Here is a 25,924-nt window from a genome sequence, read left to right on the forward strand (position 1 = left end):
CTCGCGTTAACCTGCGCTCCACGTTCCGCCTATGCGCGGTTTCGGCCAGATCAGGCCCGAACGATCGAGGCGTCCGGGTCGATTTCCCGGTTTAGGTTCGGCTGGTTGCAGACGCTCAGCGTTTCCTTGGGCGGCGCCTGCAGGTGCCAGCCCAGTTCCCCCAGGTTGGCGAGAACTTTCTCAGTGTCTTCCCGCGGAAGTTTGCGGTGGGGTGTGAGCTCCACCTCAAGCACGAAGCGGAGTTCGCCGAGCAGGAGGACAAGCGGCTCCGGGAGGACATCGAAGCCTTCCCGGCGGGTAAGCCACACGTAGGTATCGGGCTTGCGCTGACTGGCGTAGACGAAGCAGTGCATGACGGCAGGTCTCGCGGCGGCTCGGTACCCTAATTTATCAAATCCCGGGCCGGCGCGTTGGGCCGAAACCGTGGGCTGTTTCAGGTTTGTTGCACGTGCACTTGCAAATTCTTGGTCAAGTCGTCCAGAGTTCCACGCCAGATTGTTAAACGCGCGTATGAAAACGGCTAACTTTTACGTTTTCCGCCCCGTTCGATCCCGTCAGAACAATAAGCAGGAGCCGCTTCGCATGCAGATCAAACTTCACACCCGCCCGCTGGCTATCGCCGCCCTCTCGCTGGCTATCGCCGGCGCGCTCGTGGCGCCGCAGGCGGCGCACGCCAGCGCGTTCCAGCTCAAGGAAAACAGCGCCAAGGCCCTCGGCCGCGCGTTCGCCGGTTCCGCCGCCGCGGGTGACGATGCCTCGGTCATCGTGAACAACCCGGCCGCCATGTCCATGCTGGAAGGCAACACCTTCCAGGCCGACGTCACCGGCATCAATTTCAGCACCAAGTTCCACGGCACGGCCACGGATGCGCAGGGTCGCCCGATCTCCGGCGGCAACGGCGGCGACGCTGGCACCACCATCCCGGTCCCCGCGTTCTACTTCGCCACCAAGGTGAGCGACCGCGTGCACCTCGGCCTGGGCCTCACCGCGCCGTTCGGCTTCAAGACCGACTACGACGCTGACTGGAAGGGCCGCTACAACGCCATCAAGTCCGACTTCAAGTCGTACGACGCCACGCTGTCGGCCTCGTTCGATGTCACCGATACGTTCGCCCTCGGCGCCAGCTTCATCGCGCAGAAGACCACGGCTGAACTGACCAGCGCCATCAACTACAACAGCGCCGCCCTCGGCGTGCTGCAGCAGGGCGTGGCCGCTGGCGCCATCCCGGCTGCCGCTGCCCCGACCTACCTCGGCCTGATCAACAGCGTCGTGCCCCCGGGCAGCGATGGCATCGCCAAGATCAAGGGTGACGACTGGGCCTACGGCTGGCAGCTCGGCGCCCTGTGGAAGCTCACCGGCCAGGATCGCCTGGCGCTGAACTACCGCAGCTCGATCAAGCACCACCTGGAAGGCACCGGCAACTTCACCGTGCCGTCGAACGTCTCGGGCCTGCTGTCGAACCCGGCGTTTGCCAGCCTGTTCCAGGGCCAGCCGCCGTTCACCCACACCGATGGCACCGCGGGCTTCGAAACCCCGGCCGTCGCGACCGCCAGCTTCTGGCACCAGGATGAGAAGTTCGGCCTGGGCTTCGACCTGTCGTGGACCAAGTGGGATTCGTTCAAGAACCTCACGGTGAACTACTCGAACCCGAACCAGCCGCCGACCAGCGAAGTTTACGAGTGGCGTAACACGTGGTTCGCGTCGGTGGGTGGCGAGTACTACGTCACCGACAAGTTCACCGTCCGTGGCGGTATCGCTGTCGACACCACCCCGACCTACGCTGACACCCGCTCCCCGCGCGTGCCGGATTCGACCCGCAAGTGGCTCGCCTTCGGTGCTGGCTACAAGGTGTCGGAGAAGTTCGAGATCAACGCTGGCTACGCTCACATCTTCGTGAACAAGGCGCACATGAACGGCGTCAACAGCTCCACGAACGATACGCTCGTGGGCGAGAACGACGACAAGGGCAACCTGCTCAGCCTGTCGGCCAAGTACCAGTTCTGATCGCTCAGGCGACCAGCAGCTGAAAAAAAACCTCCCCGGCAACGGGGAGGTTTTTTTATGCCTACCGTGTAGGAGCCCACCCTGTGGGCGACATCTTTCGCGAAAGCGCCGCAGGCCCTGTGGCGGCTGTACGAAAGATGTCGCCCACAGGGTGGGCTCCTACGATTAGTAGGCGTATTCCTTGAAAACGGGATCCACGCTGCCGTTCCATTTGCCGTGGAATTGCTCCAGCTTCGTATCCGCCTGGGTCTTGCCCGAGAGCGCGATCTCCAGCAGCGGTTCGATGTAGATGGACTCATCCGCGCCGCGCGAGCTGAGCACGTTGCGACGCTTCAGGCCGTGGTCGGCGATCTTCAGTGCTTCGAGCGAAAGCTCGCGCACCGTGTGGTTACGGAACTCGAGATCCAGCGCATGCTTCGGCACGCCATCACGCAGCGCGTGGCGCTCGGCCTTGCTGAAATCCTTCACCAGATCCCATGCGGCATCGAGCGCCACGTCGTCGTACAGCAGACCCACCCAGAACGCGGGCAGGGCGCACAGCTGGTTCCACGGGCTCGCATCGGCGCCGCGCATTTCCAGGTACTGCTTGAGGCGTACTTCCGGGAAGGCGGTGGTGAGGTGGTCGGCCCAGTCCTTGATCGTGGGCTTCACGCCCGGCAGCGCCGCGAGTTCGCCGCGCATGAACTTCTTGAAATCCTGGCCCGACAGGTCGACGTACTTGCCATCGCGATAGCTGAAATACATCGGCACATCGAGGATGTAATCCACGTAGCGCTCGTAGCCGAAGCCGTCTTCGAACACGAAATCGAGCATGCCCGTACGGTCGGCATCGGTATCCGTCCACACATGCGAACGGAACGACTTGTAGCCATTCGGCTTGCCTTCGGTAAACGGCGAGTTGGCGAAGAGCGCAGTGGCGATCGGCTGCAGGGCCAGGGCCACGCGGAACTTCTTCACCATGTCGGCTTCAGTCGCGTAATCCAGGTTGACCTGCACGGTGCAGGTGCGGGTCATCATGTCCAAACCGAGCGAGCCGACCTTCGGCATGTACTCGCGCATGATCTTGTAGCGGCCCTTGGGCATCCAAGGCATCTGGTCGCGGCGCCACTTCGGCTGGAAGCCCATACCGAGGAAGCCGATGCCGAACTCGTCGGCCACCGAGCGCACTTCCTGCAGGTGGGTGCTGACTTCGTCGCAGGTCTGGTGGATGGATTCCAGCGGCGCGCCAGAGAGCTCCAGCTGGCCGGCCGGCTCCAGGGTGATGTTGGCCTTACCCTTGGTCAGCGCGACCGGCGTCTCGCCTTCACGGGCGATCTGCCAATCGAAACGCTCGGCCAGCCCCTCGAGAATGGCCCGGATGCCGGGGCGCTCGCCTTCGAAGGGCGGCGGGGTCAGGTCATCGGTATAGAAGCCGAACTTCTCGTGCTCGGTGCCAATGCGCCACTGCTCGCGCGGCTTTTCGCCCTCGGCGAGGTTGGCGACCAGATCGTTACGGTCACCGATGGGCGTGCTCTTGGCGGCGCTGGGAATGGACACTTCACTTTCCTTGGCAATAGACGGCAGGGGCCGTAGCCGCCCCACATGGGGGCGCATGTCGCCCGGGAAAAGGTGTCATGCCCGCGGCGGAGGTTAACAAAAGTTGCCCGCGCTACGCGCACTCATGTGCAGCCCCAAAAGTAGATCAAGCTCGCAAGGAAGGTCGGCCTATACTGAACGAGTTAGCTATTTGAGTTCTGTAAATGATTCGACCTAGCCGAAGCTCGGGGTTGCCCGTTCGCGCACTAATGGCCTGACCTTCGATAAGGTCGGTTCGTGGACGTCCGGCGGCATAGCTTATTACTCACGAAGCAAGAATTCGCTAGGATTGGACCCAGGGCAGCAGGGAACGGCACGGACTAGCTATGACGCAGCTAATTCCCTACATGGGGACTAAAAGGAATTTGGCAGGCGCCGTCGCCGCCCTCGTCGGAGAGAGTGGCCCTGGGCCACTATTGGATGTGTTCGCCGGAATGTGTGCTGTTGGGCGCGCCGTAGGAACAACACGTCCCGTATGGACGAATGATGTACAGCACTTCGCCCATGCGGTTGCGGGGGCAACGTTTTGTTCGACAAAGCTGGCGCCGACAGGAGCCTCTATCCACGACCTGTGCTCATCAGTCTATCTTGGGCAATTGGCGAGGCTTCGGGGCGAATTTTCGGAGGAGCTTCAAGCGGAACGGATAGCATTGTCTTTAAGAGGTGCTTCCGGCTATGAGCGCGTATTTGACTATTCAGTCGAGCGCGCCAACTCCCTCATGAGCGGCCTGGGCCAGCTACCGTATGATCTGTTCACGCGACGGTTCGGTGGCACCTACTTCGGCTATGAGCAAGCTATTGATTTCGATGCGCTCCGTATGGCGCTCGACAATCTTCGAACCGCCGGTCGGATCTGCTATGAGGAGCATCGCTGGTCCGTAATTGGTTTATGTGTCGCACTGTCAAGGTGCTCGACGACCACGGGGCACTTCGCTCAGGCACTTCGCCCGAAGGATCAGACTTTCCGTCGATTTAGAGCCCAGCGATTGAGGTCGCTGCGTCTTGAGTGGATTCGGGCGATGGATCAGCTTTTGCCAATAGGCTCACGCCAGTGGCGCGCTAGAAATCAAGCCTTTCGTAGCGATGCCCTCGAGCTTCTCGCGGAAGTCACGCGCCGTAGCCAGACCCCGTCTGTCATTTACGCTGATCCCCCCTACACGGCCGATCAGTATTCGCGCTACTACCATGTGTACGAGACGGCCTTGTTGTACGACTATCCCGCCGCAGCGGGGCGTGGAATGTATCGCGAAAACCGGCATGCGTCATCGTTCTCCCATAAGACGTCGGTTGAGCGTTCGTTCGAGGAGCTCGTTAGACAGGCGGCCGACTTGCGAGCGGACCTCATTATTAGCTATCCCGCGAATGGGCTGCTTGACGACTCAAGAAGAAAGATTCCAGCTTTGATGGCGCGTCACTTTAAGTGTCGGCCGCAGGTGCTGGAGATTGACTACTCACATTCTACGATGGGCGCATCCAAAGGTACGCAGCGCCAAGCCGTGACTGAGATTCTATACAGGGCGAAATTCAGATGAGCGAAGCACAGAAGCTCAAGCAAGTAGCACCTGCAGATATCCGCCCGAATCCGGAAAATCCTCGACTTGTTTTTCGTCAGGAGGAGATGGAAAGCTTGATGCTCTCCATTGACCGGCATGGAATTCAGGTGCCGCTTACGGTCTACAAGGATGGAGACCACTACACGCTTCTCGACGGCGAGAGGCGATGGCGCTGCGCTACTAAGCTGAATCTTCGTGTTGTACCTGTAATTATCCAAGCACGACCATCCGAGCTAGAGAATCTGGTTCTGATGTACAACATTCATTCGCTGCGGGAGCAGTGGGACTATTACACGATTGCCTCGAAGCTTCAGCGGGTTATCGAGCTGTACACGCTTGAGTTCAGTGAGGTGCCGAACGAAATCAAGCTGTCCGAGTTGACCGGGTTAACCAGGGGGGCGATTCGCCGCTGTCAGTTACTTATCGACTTACCGTCCAGATTCAAAGATCTTCTCCTTCAGGAGCTTGAGAAGCCGAAGTCGAGTCAGCGGCTTTCAGAGGATTTTTTCATCGAGATGGAGCGGTCGCTGAAGACGGTTACTCGTCGGCTGCCCGAATACGCCAAGAACATCGACGACATCCGAGATGTACTTGTCGAGAAGTTTCAAGGCGGAGTGATTTCGGCGGTCACCGATTTCCGGCAGCTTTCGAAGATCGCGACTGCGGTTCACTCGCTCGGCCTTAAGGAGAGGGTGGCTCGAAAAGCACTTGATAAGGTATTCGATGCAGGAAAGTCGACAAGCATCCGAGAGGCGTATGAATCGACGGTCGCGTTCGAATATGTCGAAAAGCGCGCATCTCGGCTCGTCGTTGGGTTGACTGAATTCTTGGAGGCAGTCGAAGACGAGGAGCGCGCCGAAGAGCTCGATGCAGAGCTTAAGACGTCATTGCGTGAGCTTCATGCTCATATCGAAGCCGTACTGGGGAGCTGAAGATGTCCTCAGGGGAAATCACGTCGGGTTCAACCTTTCTGTCGGTCGCCGCGCAGGCGTTTTTTGAACACACCTATCAGACGAAATCGATAAGTTCGGGACAGCCGATTGATCGTGACTTGAATTGGAGTCCGTCCCTCAGCTTCAAAACGAATAGTCATCGAATGATCGTGGCTGAAGTCTCCCCCGATAAGCCCTATCCCCTGATTCTGAGGATGAGGCGTGCGGATATTCTTGGCCTCAATATGCCCATTGCTGTGTATTCAGTGTGTCCTGAGCAGGCATATCTAGATGATCAGGCTCAAGTTAAGGAGCTCATGTCGCACGGATATGGATTGCTGACGGTTGATGCAGCCGGGATCGTCACGCGGCGAAGCTCGTGTGTGCCTCTAATTCAGTTGATCCCTGCGAATGAATTTGCTGACGCGATGAAGGGGCTGCCTGGTTCGATTCGCGCGCGACTGGCCGAATCATTTGAACGTTACAACAGCGATCCGTTGTCGGGTGTGTCGGATATTGCAGAGGTATTTGAGGGGCTTGTCCTGAAGGCTGGGCGTGACGCTGTCAAAAAGGGCTGGCTTTCTAAGAGTGATGCGAAAGCGGGTGCGCCAGCGAGTACGTTACTGGCTATGCAGCAGTCGCAAAAGTTCAAAAACGCCGCCGCTGCGATCGGTGGGGCGCAGAGTTATATCAGTGAGTACCGAAATACGGCGCACCATACGCCAAAGAACAAAGAGCAGGCAGCAAAAAAGTATCGAGACTGCCGACACGGGTTCCTAGAAGGCCTTCGCAAGATCCCGCCGTTTCGCACCGCAATGAAGAATTTGGGCTTAACCGGTGGCCTCGAGAAAATTTGAGAACCCGGTGAGGTGTGCTGTTGTCAGTGTCATCAAGAGCTAGCCGTCCGCCAATTTAGCCTCGCTCCGCTACGCTCATTGTTGATAGGCGAACGTTGCGAGCGAAATTGTGCCGTCACGGCTGTACTCTTGAGTATCAACTAACGAAAAAGCCCCGGTGAAATCACCGAGGCTTTGACGCCGACCGGGTACCCCCAGTCCACTTGTCCAGCACTTTAGTCGTCCCGGAGTGGCATTTCAACCCGTGAAGGGGCTGCTCCGTGGTTGTTGCGGAGCGCCCGTGACCGGACGCCCCGCGAGCAGCCTCGATCAGCGCTTCATCGAGTTGAAGAACTCGTCGTTCGACTTGGTGTTCTTCATCTTGTCGAGCATGAATTCCATCGCGGCCAGCTCGTCCATCGGGTGGAGGAGCTTGCGCAGGATCCAGATCTTGGCGAGCAGGTCCGGATCGATCAGCAGGTCCTCGCGACGGGTGCCGGAGCGGTTGATGTCGATGGCCGGGTACACGCGCTTCTCGGAGATGCGGCGGGACAGGTGCACTTCCATGTTGCCGGTGCCCTTGAACTCCTCGTAGATCACCTCGTCCATCTTGGAGCCGGTGTCCGTCAGCGCCGTGGCGATGATGGTGAGGCTGCCGCCTTCTTCCACGTTACGTGCCGCGCCGAAGAAGCGCTTGGGACGCTGCAGGGCGTTGGCATCCACACCGCCGGTGAGCACCTTGCCGGAGCTCGGGACCACGGTGTTGTAGGCACGGGCCAGACGGGTGATGGAGTCGAGCAGGATCACCACATCCTTCTTGTGCTCGACCAGGCGCTTGGCGCGCTCGATCACCATTTCGGCGACCTGCACGTGGCGCACGGCCGGCTCGTCGAAGGTCGAGCTGATAACTTCAGCGCGAACCGTGCGGGCGATTTCCGTGACTTCTTCCGGACGTTCATCGATCAACAGCATGATCAGGTGGACGTCGGGGTGGTTGTACTGGATGGCCTGCGCGATGTTCTGCAGCATCATCGTCTTACCCGACTTGGGCTGGGAGACGATAAGGCCACGCTGACCACGGCCGATCGGCGCCACCAGGTCGAGGATACGGCCGGTGATGTCTTCGGTGGAGCCGTTGCCACGCTCGAGCTTGAAGGCCTTGCGCGGGAACAGCGGGGTCAGGTTTTCAAACAGCAGCTTGTTCTTGGACGCTTCCGGCGGATCGCCGTTGATGTCGTCCACCTTGAGCATGGCGAAGTAACGCTCGCCTTCCTTCGGGTGGCGGACGCGTCCGGTGATGTAATCGCCGGTGCGCAGGTTGAAGCGGCGGATCTGGCTGGGCGAGACGTAGATGTCATCGGGGCCGGCCAGGTAGGACTCATCGGCCGAGCGCAGGAAGCCGAAGCCGTCCTGGAGGATCTCGAGCACGCCTTCCGCCCAGATGCCGCCGCCCGAACGGGCGTGGGCCTTGAGGACGCTGAAGACCACATCCTGCTTGCGCTGGCGGGCGACGCCTTCGCGGATGCCCAGCGACTCGGCGAATTCCAGGAGCTGGATGGAGTTCTTGCGCTTGAGCTCGGTCAGGTTGATCAGGCGATCGTTGCTGCCGGCATCGGCATTCTCGTCGTCGTCGACCGGGTAGCCGTTGTTATTGTTGTTGCGCTGCTGATAGTTGCCGCCGCCGTTACCACCACCGCCGCCCTGGCGCTGCTGGTTGTTGTTGCGGTCGTTGCGGTCGTTACGGTCATTGCGGCGGCGACGGCCACGGCCTTCGCGTTCGCGCTGGCCGCCCTGGCCACCCTGGTTGTTGTTCCCCTGGCCGCCCTGCTGCTGGCCCTGGTTCTGGCCCTGCGACTGGCCGCCTTCACGGGGCTCCTGCGGGGCGCGTGCCTCACCGGAGGGCGCCGGGTTATTGAGCTGGAGTTCGGCCTGCGGCGCGGGGACCGGCGGCAGTGGCGGAGGCGAGGGCGGCGTGGGCGCCGGGGCGGGAGCCGGCGCCGGAGCGCTCGTCTCAACCTTGGGGGCCTCCGCAGCCGGTGCCTTGCGGCGGGTGCGGGGACGTGGCTCGGTCGCAGGCTGGTCGCCGGCGCCCTTGGCGTCGATGGAGTCTTTCGTTTCGATATCGGACACGGGCAAACCTCACGGGGCGCCGTTAAAAGAAGAAGGTGGGAGGGTTCGCGGGATGGGGGACAGCGAGGTGTCCCGGGGCGAACGCCTAGAGCCTAGCATCGTGTGAGGCGCGAGGTAAAGCGCCCCACACGGCGGCTAACGGAAGCCTAACGGCTTCAGATGGACTTCTGGATGAACTGATCGAGCTGACCCTTGCTCACGGCGCCGATCTGGGTGCCGGCGACCTTGCCATCCTTGAACACCATGAGGGTCGGGATGCCACGCACGCCGAACTGGCGCGGGGTCTGCTGGTTCTCGTCGATATTGATCTTGACGATCTTGACCTTGCCTTCGTACTGGCCGGCCAGCTCGTCGAGCGCCGGGGCGATGGCCTTGCACGGGCCGCACCATTCCGCCCAGAAATCGAGCAGGACGGGGGTGTCGGATTCAAGGACGTCCTTCGAGAAGGCGGCGTCGCTGGTGTGGGTGATCTTGTCGCTCACCGTGGTCTCCAAAGTGGGTTATAGGGGAGTTGACGACCGTGACGCTGGCATCGGCTACACTTAGGAGCCCCATGTCGCGGGTCCAACCGGAACCGAAGGTCTTGGCCGTTGCAGCCGGTGGCCCTCATTCCAACCGAACTAGGGGCGCGATACAAGCGATTCAAGGTGCCAGCGGGTGGTTTCCGTTGACATAGGTAAACCGGTTCGAGAAGCCGGTTCAGCTATGCCAGCGGGAGCCGTCGGGCCAGGCACCACCGCCTCCGGCCAACGTGCGCCGGGCGCGTCGACACGCCGCCGGGCTGGCAACCGGGGGCCACCGACCCTCCCGTGGCGCCGGCCGGATCAACCACCCGTCCCGTGGTGCATTCGTTGCCGCAGGGACGGCGCCGCGTACTCGCGGCGCAAGCTTCCAGGCCTATCCATGTCCCAGACCGTACTTACCGACGTCTTTTACGAAAACCTCGACCTCCATCCGCTCCTGCACCAGGGGCTCGCCACCGCCGGCATCACCCGTTGCACGCCCATCCAGGCGCTGACCCTGCCCGTGGCCCTGACCGGCCGTGATGTCGCAGGCCAGGCCCAGACCGGCACCGGCAAGACCTTCGCGTTCCTCGTGGCGCTGATGGATCGCCTGCTCCGGAACCCGGCCGCGGCCGACCGCAAGGATTCGGACCCGCGCGCCCTCATCATCGCGCCCACCCGCGAACTGGCCATCCAGATCGAGAAGGATTTCCAGACGATCGGCAAGGGCACCGGCCTGCGCAGCGCCCTGATCTACGGCGGCGTCGATTACGACAAGCAGCGCCAGCAGCTCCGCGACGGCTGCGACATCATCATCGCCACCCCGGGCCGCCTGCTCGATTACTACAAGCAGGATGTCTTCGGCTTCGGCAGCGTCGAGGTCATGGTCATCGACGAAGCCGATCGCATGTTCGATCTCGGCTTCATCAAGGACGTGCGCTTCATCTTCCGCCGCCTGCCGGCCCGCGAGAAGCGCCAGGTCCTGCTGTTCTCCGCCACCCTGAGCCACCGCGTGCTCGAGCTGGCCTACGAGCACATGCACGAAGCCGAAAAGCTCGTGGTGGAAACCGAGAACGTCACGGCCGACCGCGTCCGCCAGGTGGTCTACTTCCCTTCGAAGGAAGAAAAGATGCCGCTGCTGCTGAACCTGCTCGAGGAGAGCAAGGCCGAGCGCAGCATCATCTTCGTGAACACCAAGGCCGCCGCCGAGCGCATCACCGACCGCCTGAAGCGCCATAACTTCCGTGTCGGCGCCATCTCGGGCGACGTGCCGCAGGTGAAGCGCCAGAAGCTGCTGCAGCGCTTCCAGGACGGCCAGATCGACATGCTGGTGGCTACCGACGTCGCCGCCCGCGGCCTGCATATCCCGGCCGTCAGCCACGTCTTCAACTACGACCTGCCGCAGGATGCCGAGGACTACGTCCACCGCATCGGCCGTACCGCGCGCCTGGGTGCCGAAGGCGATGCCATCAGCTTCGCCTGCGACCTCTACGCGATGGGCCTGCCGGACATCGAGACCTACATCAACCAGAAGATCCCGACCGCTTCGATCGAAGCGCGGATGCTGGTGATGCCGGCGGCGCGCCCGCGTGCCGACGGCGTGCAGGATGAAGTGGAAGATCCGAACGACACCGGCGGCCACGTGCCGACCCGTGGCGCGCCGCCCGAGAAGGGTGGCCGCGGTGGCCGTGATGGCCAGCGTTCGGGTTCGCGCTCGGGTTCGCGTTCCGGCCCGCGCTCGGGCGAGCGTTCCGGTAACCGTGAGCGCCGTCCGCGCCAGGACGCGCCGGCGACGGGCTCGACCGAAGTCCCGGTGAAGACCGTGGTCGTGGCCGAGACGGTGGCCGACCTGCCGGCCGCAGCCGAGGCAATGGCTGCCGATTCGGCGCCGAAGAAGCGTCGCCGCCGTGGTGGTCGCGGTCGCGGCCGTCGCGAGGGTGGTGCCGAGGGCGCGCCGCAGGTGCGCATCCAGGACAACAACACCGCCGCGACCCCGCGCGCTGCTGGCGCCGAGGGTGCGCAGGCCAACGGCAACCGCCGTCCGTCGCGCCATGTGGCCGCGTCGCGTCCGGCCGCTACGCCGGCCCCGGCGGCAGCACCGGCTAAGAAGGAAGGTTTCTTCCGTCGTCTGGGCCGGATTTTCGGCGGTAAGTAACGCCTTCGTGGCGTGAATCGCGCGCAAGCGCGATTCACGCCACCAATTCGCGACTCAAACCCGGCCCAAACACCGCCACATCCCTTATCCTCTAGGCTTCACGGGCCAACGGGTAGCGCGGTGATCGGTTTCGATCTGGTGAGCAAACGATACGAGGGCGACCACCAGGCCCTTACGGATGTCTCCTTCCAGGTCGACGCCGGCGAGATGGCGTTCGTCACCGGTCATTCCGGTGCAGGCAAGAGCACCCTGCTCAAGCTGCTGGCCATGATCGAGCGGCCCACCAATGGCGTGGTCACGCTGGACGGGCAGAAGCTCAACACCGTCCGTTCCTCCGATATCCCCCGCATCCGCCGCAAGCTGGGCATGGTCTTCCAGGACCACCGGCTCCTGCTCGATCGCAGCGTGTTCGCCAATGTGGAGCTGCCGCTCGTCATCGCCGGCGTTTCGCCGACCGAGCGTGCCCGCCGGGTACGTGCCGCGCTGGAGAAGGTGGGCCTGCTGAGCTATGAGAAGCAGCTGCCCGGCACCCTCTCCACGGGTGAACAGCAGCGCGTGGGCATCGCCCGCGCCATTGTTGCCAAGCCCGCCGTGCTTATCGCCGATGAGCCCACCGGCAACCTCGATCCGCAGCTGGCCATGGAAATCATGGGCCTGTTCGCCGAATTCCAGGCGGTGGGTACCGCTGTCCTCGTCGCGAGCCACGACCTGATGCTGATCAAGCGCATGAAGAAACGCGTCGTGGTGCTCGACCACGGCAAGCTCATCGCCGACGTGCCCGCGACGGAGGTGGTATGAACGCCGTCCGCGAACCACGCCGCGCGCCCGAGCCGGAAAAAACCCGCCGTAGCACGCCGCACCACATCGGTGCCTGGCGCGAGCACCACAGCTGGAGCCTCTCGATCAGCTGGCGCCGCCTCGCCGCGCGCCCGCTCGGCACGCTGCTTACCGTCGCGGTGATGGGTGTCGCGCTCGCACTGCCGCTGGCGTTCTACATGTTGCTAGGCAACGTCGAGCGCATGGGCGATGCGCTTGGGCGCAACCAGACCATCAGCGTGTTCATGAAGCCGGGCCAGGCCGTGGCCATGGCCGAAACCGCGGCGTCCGCGCTGCGCGGCCGGCCCGAGGTGCAGGAGATCACGGTCCGCACGCCGAAGGATGGCCTGGCCGAACTGGCCGAAGTCCAGGGGTTCTCGGGCGCGCTACAGTCGCTCGACGAGAACCCGCTTCCGTACGTTCTTTCCGTTCAGCCGAAGCCGAACCTCTCGGCGGATGAGGTGAGCCGCCTGGTCGAATCGATGAAGGCGACGCCGGGCGTGGACATGGTCCAGGATACCGGGGCGTGGCGTCAGCGCCTCGATGCCATCCTGGGTGTCGGCACGCGTGCTACCACCATGCTGGCATTCCTTCTCGGTATTGCCGCGCTGCTCGTGGTCGGCAACACCATCCGTGTGGATATCCAGAGCCGCGCCGAGGAAATCGGCGTGCTGCTGCTGATCGGGGCAAGCCGGCCCTTCGTGCGCCGTCCTTATCTGTACACGGGTATCTGGCTTGGCCTGTTCGCCGGCATCCTCGCCGTCGCGCTCGCGGTGGTGATCGAAATTGCGATGGCGGGCCCGGTTGGCCGCCTCGCGGCCGCTTACGATGGCAGTGTCCAGTTCGGCGGGTTGCCCGCCTGGCTGCTTCTTTCAGTACCGCTCGCGTCAGCCGTGCTTGGCTGGCTCGGCGCGCGGCTGGTCAGCGCACGACAGATCCGCCGCGCGGCGGCGGTTTAAGGGGAGGCCAGGGGGTGGCATCGCATATCGGATCAGGCGTCGCTGGCGCCACGCCGCGGATCCTGCTGGTGGATGGTTCCAAGGTGGTCCGCTCGCTTATCTCGCGCGTGGTCTCGGCCGAAGTGCCGGGCGTCGAAATCGTCGGCGTGGGTACCGGCGCGGAAGCGCAGATGGAGCTGCAGCAAGGCGTGTTCGACTTCGTGACCGTGGCCCTGCGCCTGCCCGACATGGACGGGCTGGATGTCGCGCGCTTCGTGCGCGAAGCAGCGCCGCAGATCTACATGCCCATCGTGGTGGTGTCGGGCGATGTCGAGCAGCGCCTGCATCGCCGCGAGCTGGGCGAGTTCGTCACCGACTACTTCGACAAATCGCTCGGCTTCGAAGCGCTTGCCGAATTCATTCGCGGCTACGTGCGCCCCGAGGGCGGTGCGGAAGGCGAAGTGCTTTACGTGGAAGATAGCCGCGTCGTCGCGTTGGCCACGCGCCGCATGATGGAGAAGTATGGTCTTACCGTGCATCACGTCATCAGCGCGGAAGATGCGATCGAATTCCTGCGTGCCGCGAAGGCGGAAGGGAAGGTCGGTGCGGACGTGGTGTTGACCGACGTAAGCCTGAAGGGCGAACTCACTGGCGGCGATCTCGTTGAACGCATCCGCAATGAATTCGGTTACGGCAAGGGGAAGCTGCCCACACTGATCATGACCGGTGACGAAAATCCCGCGAACCAGGCGGCGCTTTTGCGTGCCGGCGCGAACGATCTGGTCGAGAAGCCGGTGGAAGAAAAGTTGCTCATCACGAAGCTGCTGTTCCAGCTTCGTGTCGCGTTGCACCTGCGCGCGAAGGCGGAAGCTTGAACGATCGCGTGAAGCTCGAGGCCTCCTGGAAGGAGCGTATCGGCGATTACCTCGACCGGCCGGAGATGCTTCAGCTCTCCGCGTTCCTGCGTGATGAGAAGGCGCACGGGAAAGAAATCTATCCGCCGGGCCCCGAGATCTTCAACGCGTTCGAACACACGCCGTTCGACAAGGTACGTGTCGTCATCCTTGGCCAGGATCCGTATCACGGCCCCGGCCAGGCTCACGGCTTGAGCTTCTCCGTGCGGCCCGGTGTGCGTGTACCGCCGTCGCTGCAGAACATGTTCAAGGAAATCGAGAGTTGTCTCGGTATTCCTCGCCCCGATCATGGATGCCTCACGCCGTGGGCTGATCGTGGCGTGCTATTGCTCAACGCCGTGCTCACGGTAGAAGCGGGGCAGGCGGCGTCACATCAGGGACGTGGTTGGGAAGGGTTTACGGATGCCGCGATCGATGCCTTGAACCGTGAGCGCGAAGGCCTGGTCTTCATGCTGTGGGGTAGCCACGCACAGAAGAAAGGCCAGCTCATCGACGGCAAGCGCCATTGCATCCTGCGCAGCGTGCATCCCTCGCCACTTTCTGCGCATCGCGGGTTCATGGGGTGCGGACATTTCGCCCAAGCAAACGAGTACCTCGTTGCGCGCGGCGAGCAGCCCATCGACTGGTCACTGCCGCGTCGCGCAGATTTCGCAGGTTGAAGTGACAGAAGCCTGCGGCCGAGGCTCGCAGGCTTTAGCAACCACATACTTGTCATCGTGACGTGGCCCGCCTCACGGCCCATCCGGATGGTTTCCGTGAGGTCTTTGATCGGCGAGCCGATCGACCCGCATAGATTAGCCCCCAGGCCGACGGCCACGCGTCAGCGGATGGCGGCGCAGCGCGTAGGCGCATTCCGACGGGCCGCGTCCGGGTTCCCTGACTTCAGTTTGGGGCTTGAATTCCTGCCGCCCGAACACTATTTCCTTTGAGGGCAGGCACATACGCCTGCCTGACGGCTTCAGGGCACTCTGGCCAGCCGTCTGCCTCCTGAATACCCCCAAGTCCCCACTGGACACCGAGGGGGTATTTCTGTACCATTGAGTACAGCTAACCAAGATTGAACTTCGGTAGGGGTTAGCACTCCCACCCTGGGACTGCTAACCTGCACCGATACCTTTCAGGAGGTTCCACACATGTCTCAAGCCCTCGCCACCCGTAACTACGGGCTACCGAGCGTCGTTGGCAGTCTGGATTCCTACATCGCGGCCGTCCATCGTATCCCGGTGCTCAGCCTTGACGAGGAGCAGACGCTAGCGCGGCGCTTCCACGACGACGCCGACCTCGACGCCGCCCGCCAGCTGGTGATGTCCCACCTTCGCTTCGTGGTGCATGTCGCCCGTGGCTATAACGGCTACGGCCTGCAGCTCTCCGACCTGATCCAGGAAGGCAACATCGGCCTCATGAAGGCGGTGAAGCGTTTCGATCCGGATCAGGGCGTGCGCCTCGTCAGCTTCGCCGTGCACTGGATCCGTGCCGAAATGCACGAGTTCATCCTGCGTAACTGGCGCATCGTCAAGGTCGCCACGACCAAGGCCCAGCGCAAGCTGTTCTTCAACCTGCGCAAGAGCAAGAAGCGCCTGGGTTGGATGAATGCCGAGGAAGTGCGCGTGGTCGCCCATGACCTGGGCGTGCCGGAAGCGACCGTCCGTGAGATGGAATCCCGCCTGTCGGGCCGCGACGTGGGCTTTGAAGCCCCGGCCGACGCCGATGACGACGAGAAGCCGGCACCGGCCGCGTTCCTGGTCGATGAAGGCGCCGATCCGTACGACAACCTGGCCGAAGCCGATGCCTCGGACAACCAGATGAGCGCCCTGGGTTCTGCCCTCGCCAACCTGGATGCCCGTTCGCGCGACATCATCCAGCGCCGCTGGCTGGCCGACGAAAACAAGGCCACCCTGCAGGATCTGGCTGACGAGTACGGCGTCTCGGCCGAGCGCATCCGCCAGATCGAGGCGAATGCCATGAAGAAGATGCGCGTCGCCATCGCCGCCTGAGGGCTGCGAACGGCGTAAGATCCGGAACGGCCCCCTCGTGGGGCCGTTTTCCGTTGCCCCGACCGTGGAGTGAGAAGGATGCCCAGGGCTCTGGTCATCGAAGATGACGAAGTCACCGCCCGCGATATCGTCGCGGAGCTTGGCGCGCACGGCCTCAACGCCGAGTGGGTCGCCAACGGTCGCGACGGCCTGGCCCGTGCGCTCGAGAACGGCTACGACATTATTACCCTCGACCGCATGCTGCCTGGCATGGACGGCATCGATGTCGTCTCCGAATTGCGCAAACGCGCGGTCGAGACCCCGGTGCTCATGATCAGCGCGCTCTCCGATGTCGACGAGCGTGTCCGCGGCCTGCGCGCTGGCGGCGACGACTACCTCACCAAGCCTTTCGCCCCGGACGAGCTCGCGGCCCGCGCTGAGGTGCTGCTGCGCCGGCATCGCCGGCCGGAGACGGGCGAGACGCGGATTCGCGTCGAAGATCTCGAGCTCGACCTGGTCAAGCACAACGCCCTGCGCGGCGGCCAGCCGCTCACGCTGCTGCCCACCGAGTTCCGCCTGCTCGAATTCCTCATGCGCAACGCCGGTCAGGTCGTCACGCGCCAGATGATCTTCGAGCACGTCTGGGGTTTCCATTTCGATCCGGGTACCAACGTGATCGATGTCCATATCGGCCGCCTCCGTCGCAAGATCGACGGCGCCGGCCAGGTGCCGCTCATCCGTACGGTGCGTGGCTCGGGGTACGTCCTTGCGCCCGCTGACTGACGCCTGGCGTTCCGCCACTTCGCGCCTGATCCTCATCTACGGCGCGCTCTTCGCCATCTGGTGCGTGGTGCTGCTGGGCGTGGTCCAGTGGGAATCCTCGCGCTACCTCACCAATGTCGTCGACGGCATGCTGGCCGCCCGCCTGCATTACCTCGAGCGTACCGACCCGCACCGCCTGCGCGATACCGTCGATGCCGCCAGCGCGATCGACGCGACGGGCTTCATGGCCGCAGGCCTGTTCGACGCCAAGGGTCAGCGCATCGCCGGCAATATCGAAAAAGTGCCGGCGGGCCTCGACGAGGACGGGGTCATCCACGCTGTGCAGGCGCGCGTCGATGAAAACTCCGACGAGCCAGCCCGTCGCGCACGCGGCATGGCCAATACGCTGCCCGACGGCGAGCGCCTCGTGGTGGTCAAGGAAAGCGCGGTCATCGATGGCCTCGGCGCCATCATTCGCCGAGGCGCGCTGTGGGGGCTGTCCCTCACCCTGATCCCGGGCGTGCTGGGTGGCATCCTGATCGCCCGGCGCCCCGCGCGCCGTGTGCGCGAGATCCAGCTGGCCATGGAGCCCATCCGCGAAGGCGACCTCAGCGTGCGCCTGCCGGTCAGCCGGACAGGCGACGAGGTCGACCTGCTGGCGGGCACGGTGAACACCACCCTTGGCGAGATCGAGCGCCTGCTCGGCGAGGTCAAGGGCGTTACGGACAACATCGCCCACGACCTGCGTACACCACTCACCCGCATGCGCACCCGCCTGTACCGCGTGCAGCAGCAGATTGAAGGCACCCCGGAAGCCGAACAGCTCGAAGCCGCCGTGGAAGAGATCGACACGGTGTTGGCGCGTTTCCGCGCGTTGCTGCGCGTCTCGGAGCTGGAAGACCGCCAGCGCAGCGCCTGCTTCGAAAGCATGGACCTCGGCACCGTGCTGAAGAATGTGCACGAGTTCTACGCCCCGCTGGCCGAAGACCGCCACCAGGTATTCGAGCTGGATGTCGGCAAATTGCCGCACCTTCGTGGTGATCCTCAGCTAATGTTCGAAGCGTTCGCGAACCTGGTGGGCAATGCCATCAAGTTCACCCCGAATGGCGGGGCTATCCGTCTGGTGGCGCTGACGGACCCGACGGGCGACGCCCGGGTCGATATCGCCGATACCGGGCCCGGTATCCCCGTGGGTGAGCGCGAAGCCGTCTTCCGCCGTTTCTACCGCAGCGATGAGACCCGTTCCAAGCCCGGATGCGGCCTGGGTCTGGCCATCGTCAGTGCCATCGTACGGCTGCACGGATACTCGCTCGCGGTGGGCGGAAACGACGACGGCGCGGTGTTCTCGGTCACCTGCCCGGCCGCGTAGCCGAAAACGCCTAAATAAATCTTAACTACGCCGCAGGTTCACGCGGGGGCAAAATTCGCCGCGACGCAACATCGCGCTCGGAAACCGTCCCCCTCATGATTGGCATCGTCCGGATCGCCCTCACGCGGCCGTATACCTTCGTCGTCCTCGCTCTGCTGATCCTCATCGTAGGTCCGCTGTCGGCGATGCGTACGCCGACCGACATCTTCCCCGACATCAAGATCCCCGTGATCGCGGTGGTGTGGCAGTACACCGGCCTCCCGCCCGACCAGATGGTGGGCCGTGTGTCGTCGCCGTTTGAGCGCGTGCTCACCACCACGGTGAACGACGTGGAGCACATCGAGGCGAACTCGATCTCCGGCTTCGGCATCATCAAGATCTTCTTCCAGCCCACGGTGGATATCCGCACGGCCAACGCGCAGGTGACCGCCGTGGCGCAGACGCTGCTGAAGCAGCTGCCTGCCGGTACCACGCCTCCGCTGATCCTGAACTACAGCGCCTCGACCGTGCCGATCATCCAGCTGGCGCTCTCGGGCGATGGCCTGACCGAACAGAACCTGGCCGATCTTGGCCTGAACGCGATCCGCCCGCAGCTCACCTCGGTGCCCGGCGCGGCGATCCCGTATCCGTTCGGCGGCAAGACCCGCCAGGTGCAGATCGATATCGATCCGGCCGCGCTGCAGGCGCGCGGCTTATCGGCACAGGACGTGGCGAACGCGCTCGCGGCACAGAACCTGATCACGCCGGTCGGTACACAGAAGATCGGTGATTACGAGTACACGCTGCAGCTCAATAACTCGCCCTCGGTGGTCGATGAGCTGGGTAACCTGCCGGTGAAGGTCGTCAACGGTGCCACCGTGTTCATTCGCGACGTGGCCCATGTGCGCGACGGCTCGCCGCCGCAGACCAATATCGTGCACGTCGACGGCAACCGCTCGGTGCTGATGACCGTGCTGAAGAACGGTTCGGCCTCGACGCTGGCGATCATCCAGGGCATCAAGGATCGCGTGAAGAGCATGAAGGATGCTCTGCCCGAGAACCTCAAGATCAGCCCGATCGGTGACCAGTCGCTGTTCGTCAGTGGCGCGATCGCCGGCGTGGCCCGCGAAGGCGTGATCGCTGCGGCGCTCACCAGTCTCATGATCCTGCTGTTCCTCGGTAGCTGGCGCTCGACGGTGATCATTGCCACGTCGATCCCGTTGGCGATCCTTGGCGCCATCGCGATGCTGTCCGCGTTCGGCGAAACCATGAACATCATGACGCTGGGTGGCCTGGCACTCGCGGTGGGCATCCTGGTGGATGACGCCACGGTGACCATCGAGAACATCAACTGGCATCTCGAGCACGGCAAGGACGTAGAAACCGCGATCCTCGACGGTGCGGCGCAGATCGTGACGCCCGCCTTCGTCTCGCTGCTCTGCATCTGCATCGTGTTCGTGCCGATGTTCTTCCTGGATGGCGTTGCCCGCTTCCTCTTCGTGCCGATGGCCGAAGCGGTGATGTTCTCCATGATCTGCTCGTTCATCCTCTCGCGTACGCTCGTGCCGACGATGGCGAAGTATCTGCTGCACCCGCACTCGGTCGACGACCCGCACGGCGAGCATGGCAAGGTCTCGCGCAACCCGCTGGTCCGCTTCCAGCGCGGTTTCGAGAAGCGCTTCGAAAGCCTGCGCCAGAGCTACCACGGCCTGCTCGAACTCGCGCTGCGCCATAGCAAGCCGTTCGTCATCGGCTTCATGGCCTTCGTGATCCTCTCGTTCGGCCTGGTGCCGATGCTGGGCCGAAACTTCTTCCCCTCGGTGGATTCGGGCCAGATCCTGATGCACGTCCGTGCGCCGGCCGGTACCCGCGTGGAAGAGACGGCGAACCTGTTTGCCGCCGTGACCAAGGAAGTGCGCAAGATCATCCCGGCCGAAGAACTCGGTACGGTGGTGGACAACATGGGCCTGTCGTCGTCGGGTATTAACAACACCTACAACAACACCGGTACCGTGAGCTCGTCGGACGGCGATCTTCAGATCGCGCTGAAGGAAGACCACAAGCCGACAGCTGACTACGTGCGCGAGCTCCGTGAAAAGCTGCCGCGTCTGTTCCCGACCGCGACGTTCTCGTTCCCGCCAGCGGACATCATCAGCCAGATCCTGAACTTCGGTTCGCCTGCGCCGATCGATCTGCAGATCCGTGGACCCAACGTCAATGCGAACTTCAAGTACGCCGACATGTTGCTGCGCGAGATCCGCCGCGTGCCGGGCGTGGTCGACGCGCGCATCCAGCAGTCGAACGCCAGCCCGACGTTCAACGTCGACGTGGACCGCAGCCGTGCACAGCAAGTCGGCATCACCGAGCGCGACGTCACCAACAGCCTCGGCGTGAACCTGGCCGGTTCCAGCCAGATCGCCCCGACCTTCTGGCTGAACCCGCAGAACGGCGTGTCGTACCCGATCGTGATGCAGACCCCGCAGTACGCGATCGATACGCTGCCTGATCTCGCCAACGTGCCGATCAGCCCGAGCACCGGCGCGGCCGGCTCGCAGATCCTTGGCGGCCTGGCCTCGTTCTCGCGCACCACCAGCAGCACGGTGGCCAGCCAGTACAACATCCAGTCGATGGTCGAGATCTTCGCCACCACGCAGGATCGCGATCTGGGCGGCGTGGCGACGGATATCCAGAAGATCCTGAAGGCGCACGAGAAGGATCTGCCGAAGGCATCGAGCACCGCGCTGCTCGGCCAGGTGCAGACGATGAACAGCGCCTTCACCGGCCTGATCCTCGGCCTGCTCGGCGCGATCGTCCTGATCTACCTGCTGATCGTGGTGAACTTCCAGTCGTGGGCGGATCCGTTCGTGATCGTCACCGCGCTGCCCGCCGCTATCGCCGGCATCATCTGGATGCTGTTCGCCACGCATACGCCGCTCTCGGTGCCTGCACTCACCGGCGCCATCATGTGCATGGGCGTGGCCACCGCCAACTCCATCCTGGTGGTGAGCTTCTGCCGCGAGCGCCTCGCGGACACCGGTGATGCGTACATCGCCGCATCGGAAGGCGGTTTCGTCCGCTTCCGCCCGGTGCTGATGACCGCGCTGGCCATGATCATCGGCATGCTGCCGATGGCCCTGGGCATGGGCGAAGGCGGCGAGCAGAACGCACCGCTCGGCCGCGCCGTCATCGGCGGCCTCATCTTCGCCACCACGGCCACGCTGCTGTTCGTGCCGGTGGTCTTCAACATCATCCATGGCCGTCGCGGCCACGCCTCCAAAACCCCGGCGAACGCTTCCGGAGAGCCCGTCCATGTCGCCTGATACGATCCATACCCCGCCGCCGCGTCGCCTGCGCCTCGCTGGCATCATCGCCGCCATCGTGGTCCTCGCCATCGTCGTTGCCGGCGTGGCCACCCGCGCCAACGAATCGCGCAACCTGCGCGAGTGGACCGACGACCAGGCCACGCCGTCGGTCAACCTGGTCAAGCCGCAAGGCGGGCAGGGCGGTGGTGATCTCAACCTGCCGGGTCGCCTCCAGGCTTATGCGCGTGCGCCGATCTATGCGCGTACCAGCGGTTACCTGAAGTCGTGGAAGTACGACATCGGTCAGAAAGTGAAGGCTGGTGACATCCTGGGCGAAATCGAAACCCCGGATCTCGACCAGCAGTTGCTGCAGGCCAAGGCCGACCTCGCCAGTGCACGTGCTAACGAAGCCCTTGCGCAGACCACCGCCAAGCGTTGGCAGTCCATGCGCGATTCGGATTCGGTCTCCAAGCAGGAAGTGGACGAGAAGACCGGCGACTACGACGCCAAGCACGCACTCGCTGCGGCAGCTCAGGCGAACCTTGAGCGCATCCAGGCGACCAAGGGCTTCGCCAAGCTCGTCGCGCCGTTCGATGGCGTGGTGACGGCTCGCGAGACCGATGTCGGTGCGCTGATCAACGCCGGCGGCGGTGGCCAGGAACTGTTCGTGGTCTCTGACACGCACAAGCTGCGCATGTACGTGAACGTGCCGCAGAACTACGCGCCGGCGATCAAGCAGGGCGAGACGGTGAAGCTCACCGTGCCGGAATACCCGGGCCAGACCTTCGAAGGCAAGATCGAGTCGAGCTCGTCGGCGATCAACGCGGCCAGCGGCACCACGCTCGTGCAGGTCGCCGTCGATAACAACGACGGCAAGCTGCTCCCGGGCAGCTACGCCAGCGTCACGTTCGACCTGCCGGCCAACGCCGCGCTCTATCGCGTACCGGCCAGCGCCCTCGTGTACGACGGCAGCGGTCTCCGTGTTGCCGTGGTCGATGCGCAGAACAAGGTGACGTTCAAGGACGTGACCATCGCGCAGGACTTCGGCAAGACGGTGCAGCTCGCTTCGGGCATCAACGCCGGCGACCGTCTGATCGAGAGCCCGCCGGATGGTCTGGCGAATGGCGACACGGTGAAGGTCATTCCTCCGAAGAAGGAAGGCGGCAATGGCAAGGCGTGAACCCTTGCGGCTGCTGGCAGGCCTGCTGCTCTCGGCAGGCCTCGGGGCCTGCTCGATGGCCCCGACGTACAAGACGCCGGAAGTGCCGGTCGCGCCGCAGTTCGCCAACACCGATTCACCGTGGGTCGAAGCCAAGCCGGCCGATCATCTTGATCGGGCCAGCTGGTGGTCGCTCTATGGCGACTCGCGTCTTGATGGCCTGCAGGGCCAGTTGCTGAAGAACAACGCCACGCTCGCGGCCGCGTACGCGCACTACGAGCAGGCTGAAGCCTTCACCAAGCAGGCGCGTGCGGGGCTGTTCCCGACCTTCGGCCTGAATGGCAACGCCACGCGTAACCGCGAATCGGATACGCGTCCGCTGCGTGGTGCCACCTCGCCGGCCTGGTACAACTCGTACACCATCGGTGGTCAGCTCGATTACGAAGTGGACCTGTGGGGTCGCGTGCGTGACACCGTTGCGGCGGGTACGGCCGAACAGGCCGCCTCGGCGGCTGACCTCGCCGGTGCGCAGCTGAGCCTCCAGGCGCAGCTTGCCGACAGCTACCTGCAGCTCAACGGCCAGGATCGCCAGATCAAGGTGCTGAACGAGAGCATCGATGCTTTCACCAAGGCGTTGCAGCTCACGCAGTCGCGCCATGAAGGCGGTATCGCATCGGGCCTTGATGTGGCCCGCGCGCAGACGCAGCTCTCGAGCGCCAAGTCGCAGCTGACCCAGGCGCAGGCACAGCGTGGCCTCGTGCTGCACGCCATCGCCGTGCTCGTGGGCGATAGCGCTTCGACGTTCACGCTCGAAACGAAGGACGACGCCGTGAAGGTGCCGACCATTCCGCTCGAGGTGCCGTCCGCGCTGCTGCAGCGCCGCCCGGATGTCGCCGCCGCGGAACGCCGCACGGCTGCCGCCAACGCCCGTGTCGGCGTCGCACGCTCGGCGTTCTTCCCGCAGATCACGCTGGACGGGCAGGGCGGCTGGCAGAGTTCGGCGTGGGGCAGCATCGCCACCGCGCCGAACCGCTTCTGGGCGCTGGGCCCGACCGTGCTCCTGAACGTGTTTGACGGCGGTCGCCGCAAGGCCGCCGTGGAATCCGCGAAGGCCGCGACGGACGAAGCCGGTGCGAAGTACCGCGACGTCGTGCTGAATGCGTTCGCCCAGGTGGAAGACAACCTCACCCTGTTACGCGACCTCGGCGCTGCGTTGAACGACCAGCGCGCCGCGGCGGATGCCGCCCAGCGTTCGGTGGACCTGTCGCTCGATCGCTACCGCGAAGGCGCCGTCGGCTACCTCGACGTGGTGCAGGCCCAGACCGCCGAGCTCGACGCTCGCCGCAGCGTGATCGATCTGGAAACCCGCCAGCTCCGCGCCAGCGTGGCCCTCATCCGCGCCCTGGGCGGCGGCTGGCAGGCCCCCGCGACAACGTAAACCCGTCCATGGGCGCGACCATCCCGCCCATGGACGTCAAAAACTCGCTCTTGTAGGAGCGCGCTTGCGCGCGATGGGTGCTCGCCGCAGGCCCCAATCGCGCGCAAGCGCGCTCCCAAAACAGCCTCTATGATGCGGGTATGGAGACTCTTCTCGCCCGCCAGCAAGCCGCCCAACGCCGTGAAGGCACGCCTCCGGCGGCCATCCGCATCGATCGCCTCGATCGCGCCATCGGTCTGCTGGTCGACCATGCCAGTGACATCGCCGATGCGCTGAACGACGACTTTGGCCATCGTTCCCGCCAGGGCTCCCTGGTCAGCGATGTAGCGGCTTCCATCGAGCCGCTGAAGCACGCGAAGCACCACGTAAAACGGTGGATGCGCCGCGATTACCGCCCGGTCTCGCCCGCGCCCCTGGCGCTCCTCGGCGCCCGCGCCTGGGTGGACTACCAGCCCAAGGGCGTCGTCGGTGTCATCGCACCGTGGAACTTCCCGTTCAATCTCACGTTCGCGCCACTTGCCGGCATTCTCGCCGCGGGCAATCGCGCGATGATCAAGCCGTCGGAATTCACGCCGCGCTCGTCGGCGCTCATGCAGCGCATGGTGGCGGCCGCGTTCGACGAGACGGAGGTCGCGGTCATCACGGGTGATCAGTCGGCGGGCGAAGCGTTCGCCGCGCTGCCATTCGATCATCTGTTGTTTACCGGGGCCACCTCGGTGGCGAAGCATGTCATGCGTGCGGCGGCGGAGCATCTTGTTCCCGTCACGCTTGAGCTGGGAGGGAAGTCACCCGCCATCATCGGCCGCGATGCGGATCTGGATCTCGCTGCGCGACGGTTGCTGTTCGGCAAGACGCTCAACGCCGGGCAAATCTGCGTGGCGCCCGATTACGCACTGGTGCCGGGCGATGCGGTCGAAGCCTTCGTCGAAGCACTCGCACGCAACGTCGCCGTGATGTTCCCGACGCTTCGCGGCAACCCCGATTACACGTCGATCATCAACGAACGCCATAAGGCTCGACTCGAAGGCTATCTCGATGACGCGGTTGCCCACGGCGCATCCGTTCGCGCGCTGAATCCGTCGAACGAAGCGCTGGATGGACGCCGCATGGCCCCGACGGTGGTGCTCGGAGCCACGGACGACATGGCCGTGCTACGCGAAGAAATCTTCGGGCCGATCCTGCCCATTGTGCCGTATGGCCGCCTCGACGATGCGATCGCCTACGTCAACGCACATCCGCGACCGCTCAGCCTGTACTACTTCGGCAATGGTCGCGCCGATCAGGAACACGTGCTGGCTAACATCGTAGCCGGCGGCGTCACGCTCAACGACACGGTCGTTCACCTCACCCAGGACAATCTCCCCTTCGGCGGCATCGGCCCTTCGGGTATGGGCGCGTACCACGGCTATGACGGCTTCAAAACCTTCAGTCATGCCCGCGCCGTCTACCGTCAGTCGCGTTTCGACATCACCGCTATGCTCCGTCCGCCGTACGGCAAGACGATCGAACGGCTGCTGTCCTTCAAGATCCGCCGCTAGCCTGTAGGAGCGCGCTTGCCGCAACGTGGATCGCGCGCAAGCGCGCTC

At 63.8% G+C, this 25,924-nt stretch carries 20 protein-coding genes; 16 read left to right on the forward strand and 4 right to left on the reverse strand.

Annotation, left to right across the window (positions count from 1 at the left end):
* Positions 1–50 precede the first annotated feature (50 nt).
* Entirely contained in the window at positions 51–353 is a 303-nt protein-coding gene (locus tag L2Y96_RS02160; RefSeq protein WP_247331570.1) for a YcgL domain-containing protein, read from the reverse strand.
* 229 nt (positions 354–582) lie between these two features.
* Between L2Y96_RS02160 and L2Y96_RS02165 the strand changes: the two genes are divergently transcribed.
* Positions 583–2,004: an OmpP1/FadL family transporter gene (locus L2Y96_RS02165; RefSeq protein WP_247331572.1), complete on the forward strand. Its 1,422-nt coding sequence runs from the start codon at positions 583–585 to the stop codon at positions 2,002–2,004.
* Positions 2,005–2,169: 165 nt separating this feature from the next.
* On the opposite strand, the gene L2Y96_RS02170 is transcribed toward L2Y96_RS02165, so the two are convergent.
* Positions 2,170–3,540, reverse strand: a complete 1,371-nt coding sequence (locus L2Y96_RS02170) for a glutamate--cysteine ligase (protein ID WP_247331574.1) — start codon at positions 3,538–3,540, stop codon at positions 2,170–2,172.
* A gap of 365 nt (positions 3,541–3,905) precedes the next feature.
* Here L2Y96_RS02170 and L2Y96_RS02175 point away from each other — a divergent pair, with 365 nt between their 5' ends.
* The 3 genes from L2Y96_RS02175 to L2Y96_RS02185 are packed head-to-tail and all read left to right on the forward strand — an operon-like array spanning position 3,906 to position 6,921.
* Positions 3,906–5,111 (forward strand): DNA adenine methylase, encoded by a 1,206-nt coding sequence (locus L2Y96_RS02175; protein WP_247331576.1) that lies wholly within the window; start codon positions 3,906–3,908, stop codon positions 5,109–5,111.
* Entirely contained in the window at positions 5,108–6,064 is a 957-nt protein-coding gene (locus tag L2Y96_RS02180; protein ID WP_247331578.1) for a ParB/RepB/Spo0J family partition protein, read from the forward strand. Before L2Y96_RS02175 ends, L2Y96_RS02180 begins: the two co-directional genes overlap by 4 nt.
* A 2-nt stretch (positions 6,065–6,066) precedes the next feature.
* Entirely contained in the window at positions 6,067–6,921 is an 855-nt protein-coding gene (locus tag L2Y96_RS02185; RefSeq protein ID WP_247331580.1) for a hypothetical protein, read from the forward strand.
* A gap of 309 nt (positions 6,922–7,230) precedes the next feature.
* Here L2Y96_RS02185 and rho read toward each other — a convergent pair whose 3' ends face one another.
* Together rho and trxA are read right to left on the reverse strand one after the other, a co-directional pair.
* Positions 7,231–9,030 carry a transcription termination factor Rho gene (rho, locus tag L2Y96_RS02190; protein WP_247331582.1) on the reverse strand — a complete coding sequence of 600 codons (1,800 nt, stop codon included), beginning with the start codon at positions 9,028–9,030 and terminating at the stop codon, positions 7,231–7,233.
* 155 nt (positions 9,031–9,185) lie between these two features.
* Positions 9,186–9,512 (reverse strand): thioredoxin TrxA, encoded by a 327-nt coding sequence (trxA, locus tag L2Y96_RS02195; RefSeq protein ID WP_247331584.1) that lies wholly within the window; start codon positions 9,510–9,512, stop codon positions 9,186–9,188.
* Positions 9,513–9,933: 421 nt separating this feature from the next.
* Here trxA and L2Y96_RS02200 point away from each other — a divergent pair, with 421 nt between their 5' ends.
* From L2Y96_RS02200 to L2Y96_RS02255, 12 genes are all read left to right on the forward strand, one after another.
* A complete protein-coding gene (locus L2Y96_RS02200) occupies positions 9,934–11,688 on the forward strand; it encodes a DEAD/DEAH box helicase (RefSeq protein ID WP_247331585.1) in 1,755 nt (584 codons plus the stop codon).
* Positions 11,689–11,808: 120 nt separating this feature from the next.
* Positions 11,809–12,486: a cell division ATP-binding protein FtsE gene (gene ftsE, locus L2Y96_RS02205; protein WP_247331587.1), complete on the forward strand. Its 678-nt coding sequence runs from the start codon at positions 11,809–11,811 to the stop codon at positions 12,484–12,486.
* A complete protein-coding gene (gene ftsX / locus L2Y96_RS02210; RefSeq protein ID WP_247331589.1) occupies positions 12,483–13,463 on the forward strand; it encodes a permease-like cell division protein FtsX in 981 nt (326 codons plus the stop codon). Before ftsE ends, ftsX begins: the two co-directional genes overlap by 4 nt.
* Positions 13,464–13,477: 14 nt before the next feature.
* Positions 13,478–14,317 (forward strand): response regulator, encoded by an 840-nt coding sequence (locus L2Y96_RS02215; protein ID WP_247331591.1) that lies wholly within the window; start codon positions 13,478–13,480, stop codon positions 14,315–14,317.
* Positions 14,314–15,015, forward strand: coding sequence for a uracil-DNA glycosylase (ung, locus tag L2Y96_RS02220; RefSeq protein ID WP_247331593.1), 702 nt, complete (start codon positions 14,314–14,316; stop codon positions 15,013–15,015). The genes L2Y96_RS02215 and ung overlap by 4 nt, the downstream gene beginning before the upstream one ends.
* 474 nt (positions 15,016–15,489) lie before the next feature.
* Positions 15,490–16,350 (forward strand): RNA polymerase sigma factor RpoH, encoded by an 861-nt coding sequence (gene rpoH / locus L2Y96_RS02225; protein ID WP_247331595.1) that lies wholly within the window; start codon positions 15,490–15,492, stop codon positions 16,348–16,350.
* Positions 16,351–16,428: 78 nt separating this feature from the next.
* Positions 16,429–17,112, forward strand: a complete 684-nt coding sequence (locus L2Y96_RS02230) for a response regulator transcription factor (protein ID WP_247331596.1) — start codon at positions 16,429–16,431, stop codon at positions 17,110–17,112.
* Positions 17,096–18,460 carry a sensor histidine kinase gene (locus L2Y96_RS02235; RefSeq protein WP_247331598.1) on the forward strand — a complete coding sequence of 455 codons (1,365 nt, stop codon included), beginning with the start codon at positions 17,096–17,098 and terminating at the stop codon, positions 18,458–18,460. The genes L2Y96_RS02230 and L2Y96_RS02235 overlap by 17 nt, the downstream gene beginning before the upstream one ends.
* A gap of 95 nt (positions 18,461–18,555) precedes the next feature.
* Positions 18,556–21,759, forward strand: coding sequence for an efflux RND transporter permease subunit (locus L2Y96_RS02240; RefSeq protein WP_247331600.1), 3,204 nt, complete (start codon positions 18,556–18,558; stop codon positions 21,757–21,759).
* Positions 21,749–22,921: an efflux RND transporter periplasmic adaptor subunit gene (locus L2Y96_RS02245; RefSeq protein WP_247331602.1), complete on the forward strand. Its 1,173-nt coding sequence runs from the start codon at positions 21,749–21,751 to the stop codon at positions 22,919–22,921. The genes L2Y96_RS02240 and L2Y96_RS02245 overlap by 11 nt, the downstream gene beginning before the upstream one ends.
* Positions 22,908–24,338, forward strand: coding sequence for an efflux transporter outer membrane subunit (locus L2Y96_RS02250; RefSeq protein WP_247331603.1), 1,431 nt, complete (start codon positions 22,908–22,910; stop codon positions 24,336–24,338). Before L2Y96_RS02245 ends, L2Y96_RS02250 begins: the two co-directional genes overlap by 14 nt.
* Before the next feature lie 140 nt (positions 24,339–24,478).
* Positions 24,479–25,876, forward strand: coding sequence for a coniferyl aldehyde dehydrogenase (locus tag L2Y96_RS02255; protein ID WP_247331605.1), 1,398 nt, complete (start codon positions 24,479–24,481; stop codon positions 25,874–25,876).
* The last annotated feature ends 48 nt before the right edge of the window (positions 25,877–25,924 follow it).

Source organism: Luteibacter aegosomaticola, assembly GCF_023078475.1.
Lineage (GTDB): Bacteria > Pseudomonadota > Gammaproteobacteria > Xanthomonadales > Rhodanobacteraceae > Luteibacter > Luteibacter aegosomaticola.

What these genes read in the sequence shown, in the direction of transcription:
- ftsX (WP_247331589.1), top strand. Translation starts at nt 12,483, where the DNA reads ATGAACGCCGTCCGCGAACCACGCCGCGCGCCCGAGCCGGAAAAAACC.
- L2Y96_RS02185 (WP_247331580.1), top strand. Translation starts at nt 6,067, where the DNA reads ATGTCCTCAGGGGAAATCACGTCGGGTTCAACCTTTCTGTCGGTCGCC.
- L2Y96_RS02240 (WP_247331600.1), top strand. Translation starts at nt 18,556, where the DNA reads ATGATTGGCATCGTCCGGATCGCCCTCACGCGGCCGTATACCTTCGTC.
- L2Y96_RS02160 (WP_247331570.1), bottom strand. Translation starts at nt 353, where the DNA reads ATGCACTGCTTCGTCTACGCCAGTCAGCGCAAGCCCGATACCTACGTG.
- L2Y96_RS02255 (WP_247331605.1), top strand. Translation starts at nt 24,479, where the DNA reads ATGGAGACTCTTCTCGCCCGCCAGCAAGCCGCCCAACGCCGTGAAGGC.
- L2Y96_RS02250 (WP_247331603.1), top strand. Translation starts at nt 22,908, where the DNA reads ATGGCAAGGCGTGAACCCTTGCGGCTGCTGGCAGGCCTGCTGCTCTCG.
- L2Y96_RS02180 (WP_247331578.1), top strand. Translation starts at nt 5,108, where the DNA reads ATGAGCGAAGCACAGAAGCTCAAGCAAGTAGCACCTGCAGATATCCGC.
- L2Y96_RS02200 (WP_247331585.1), top strand. Translation starts at nt 9,934, where the DNA reads ATGTCCCAGACCGTACTTACCGACGTCTTTTACGAAAACCTCGACCTC.
- L2Y96_RS02245 (WP_247331602.1), top strand. Translation starts at nt 21,749, where the DNA reads ATGTCGCCTGATACGATCCATACCCCGCCGCCGCGTCGCCTGCGCCTC.
- L2Y96_RS02230 (WP_247331596.1), top strand. Translation starts at nt 16,429, where the DNA reads ATGCCCAGGGCTCTGGTCATCGAAGATGACGAAGTCACCGCCCGCGAT.
- rpoH (WP_247331595.1), top strand. Translation starts at nt 15,490, where the DNA reads ATGTCTCAAGCCCTCGCCACCCGTAACTACGGGCTACCGAGCGTCGTT.
- L2Y96_RS02165 (WP_247331572.1), top strand. Translation starts at nt 583, where the DNA reads ATGCAGATCAAACTTCACACCCGCCCGCTGGCTATCGCCGCCCTCTCG.
- L2Y96_RS02175 (WP_247331576.1), top strand. Translation starts at nt 3,906, where the DNA reads ATGACGCAGCTAATTCCCTACATGGGGACTAAAAGGAATTTGGCAGGC.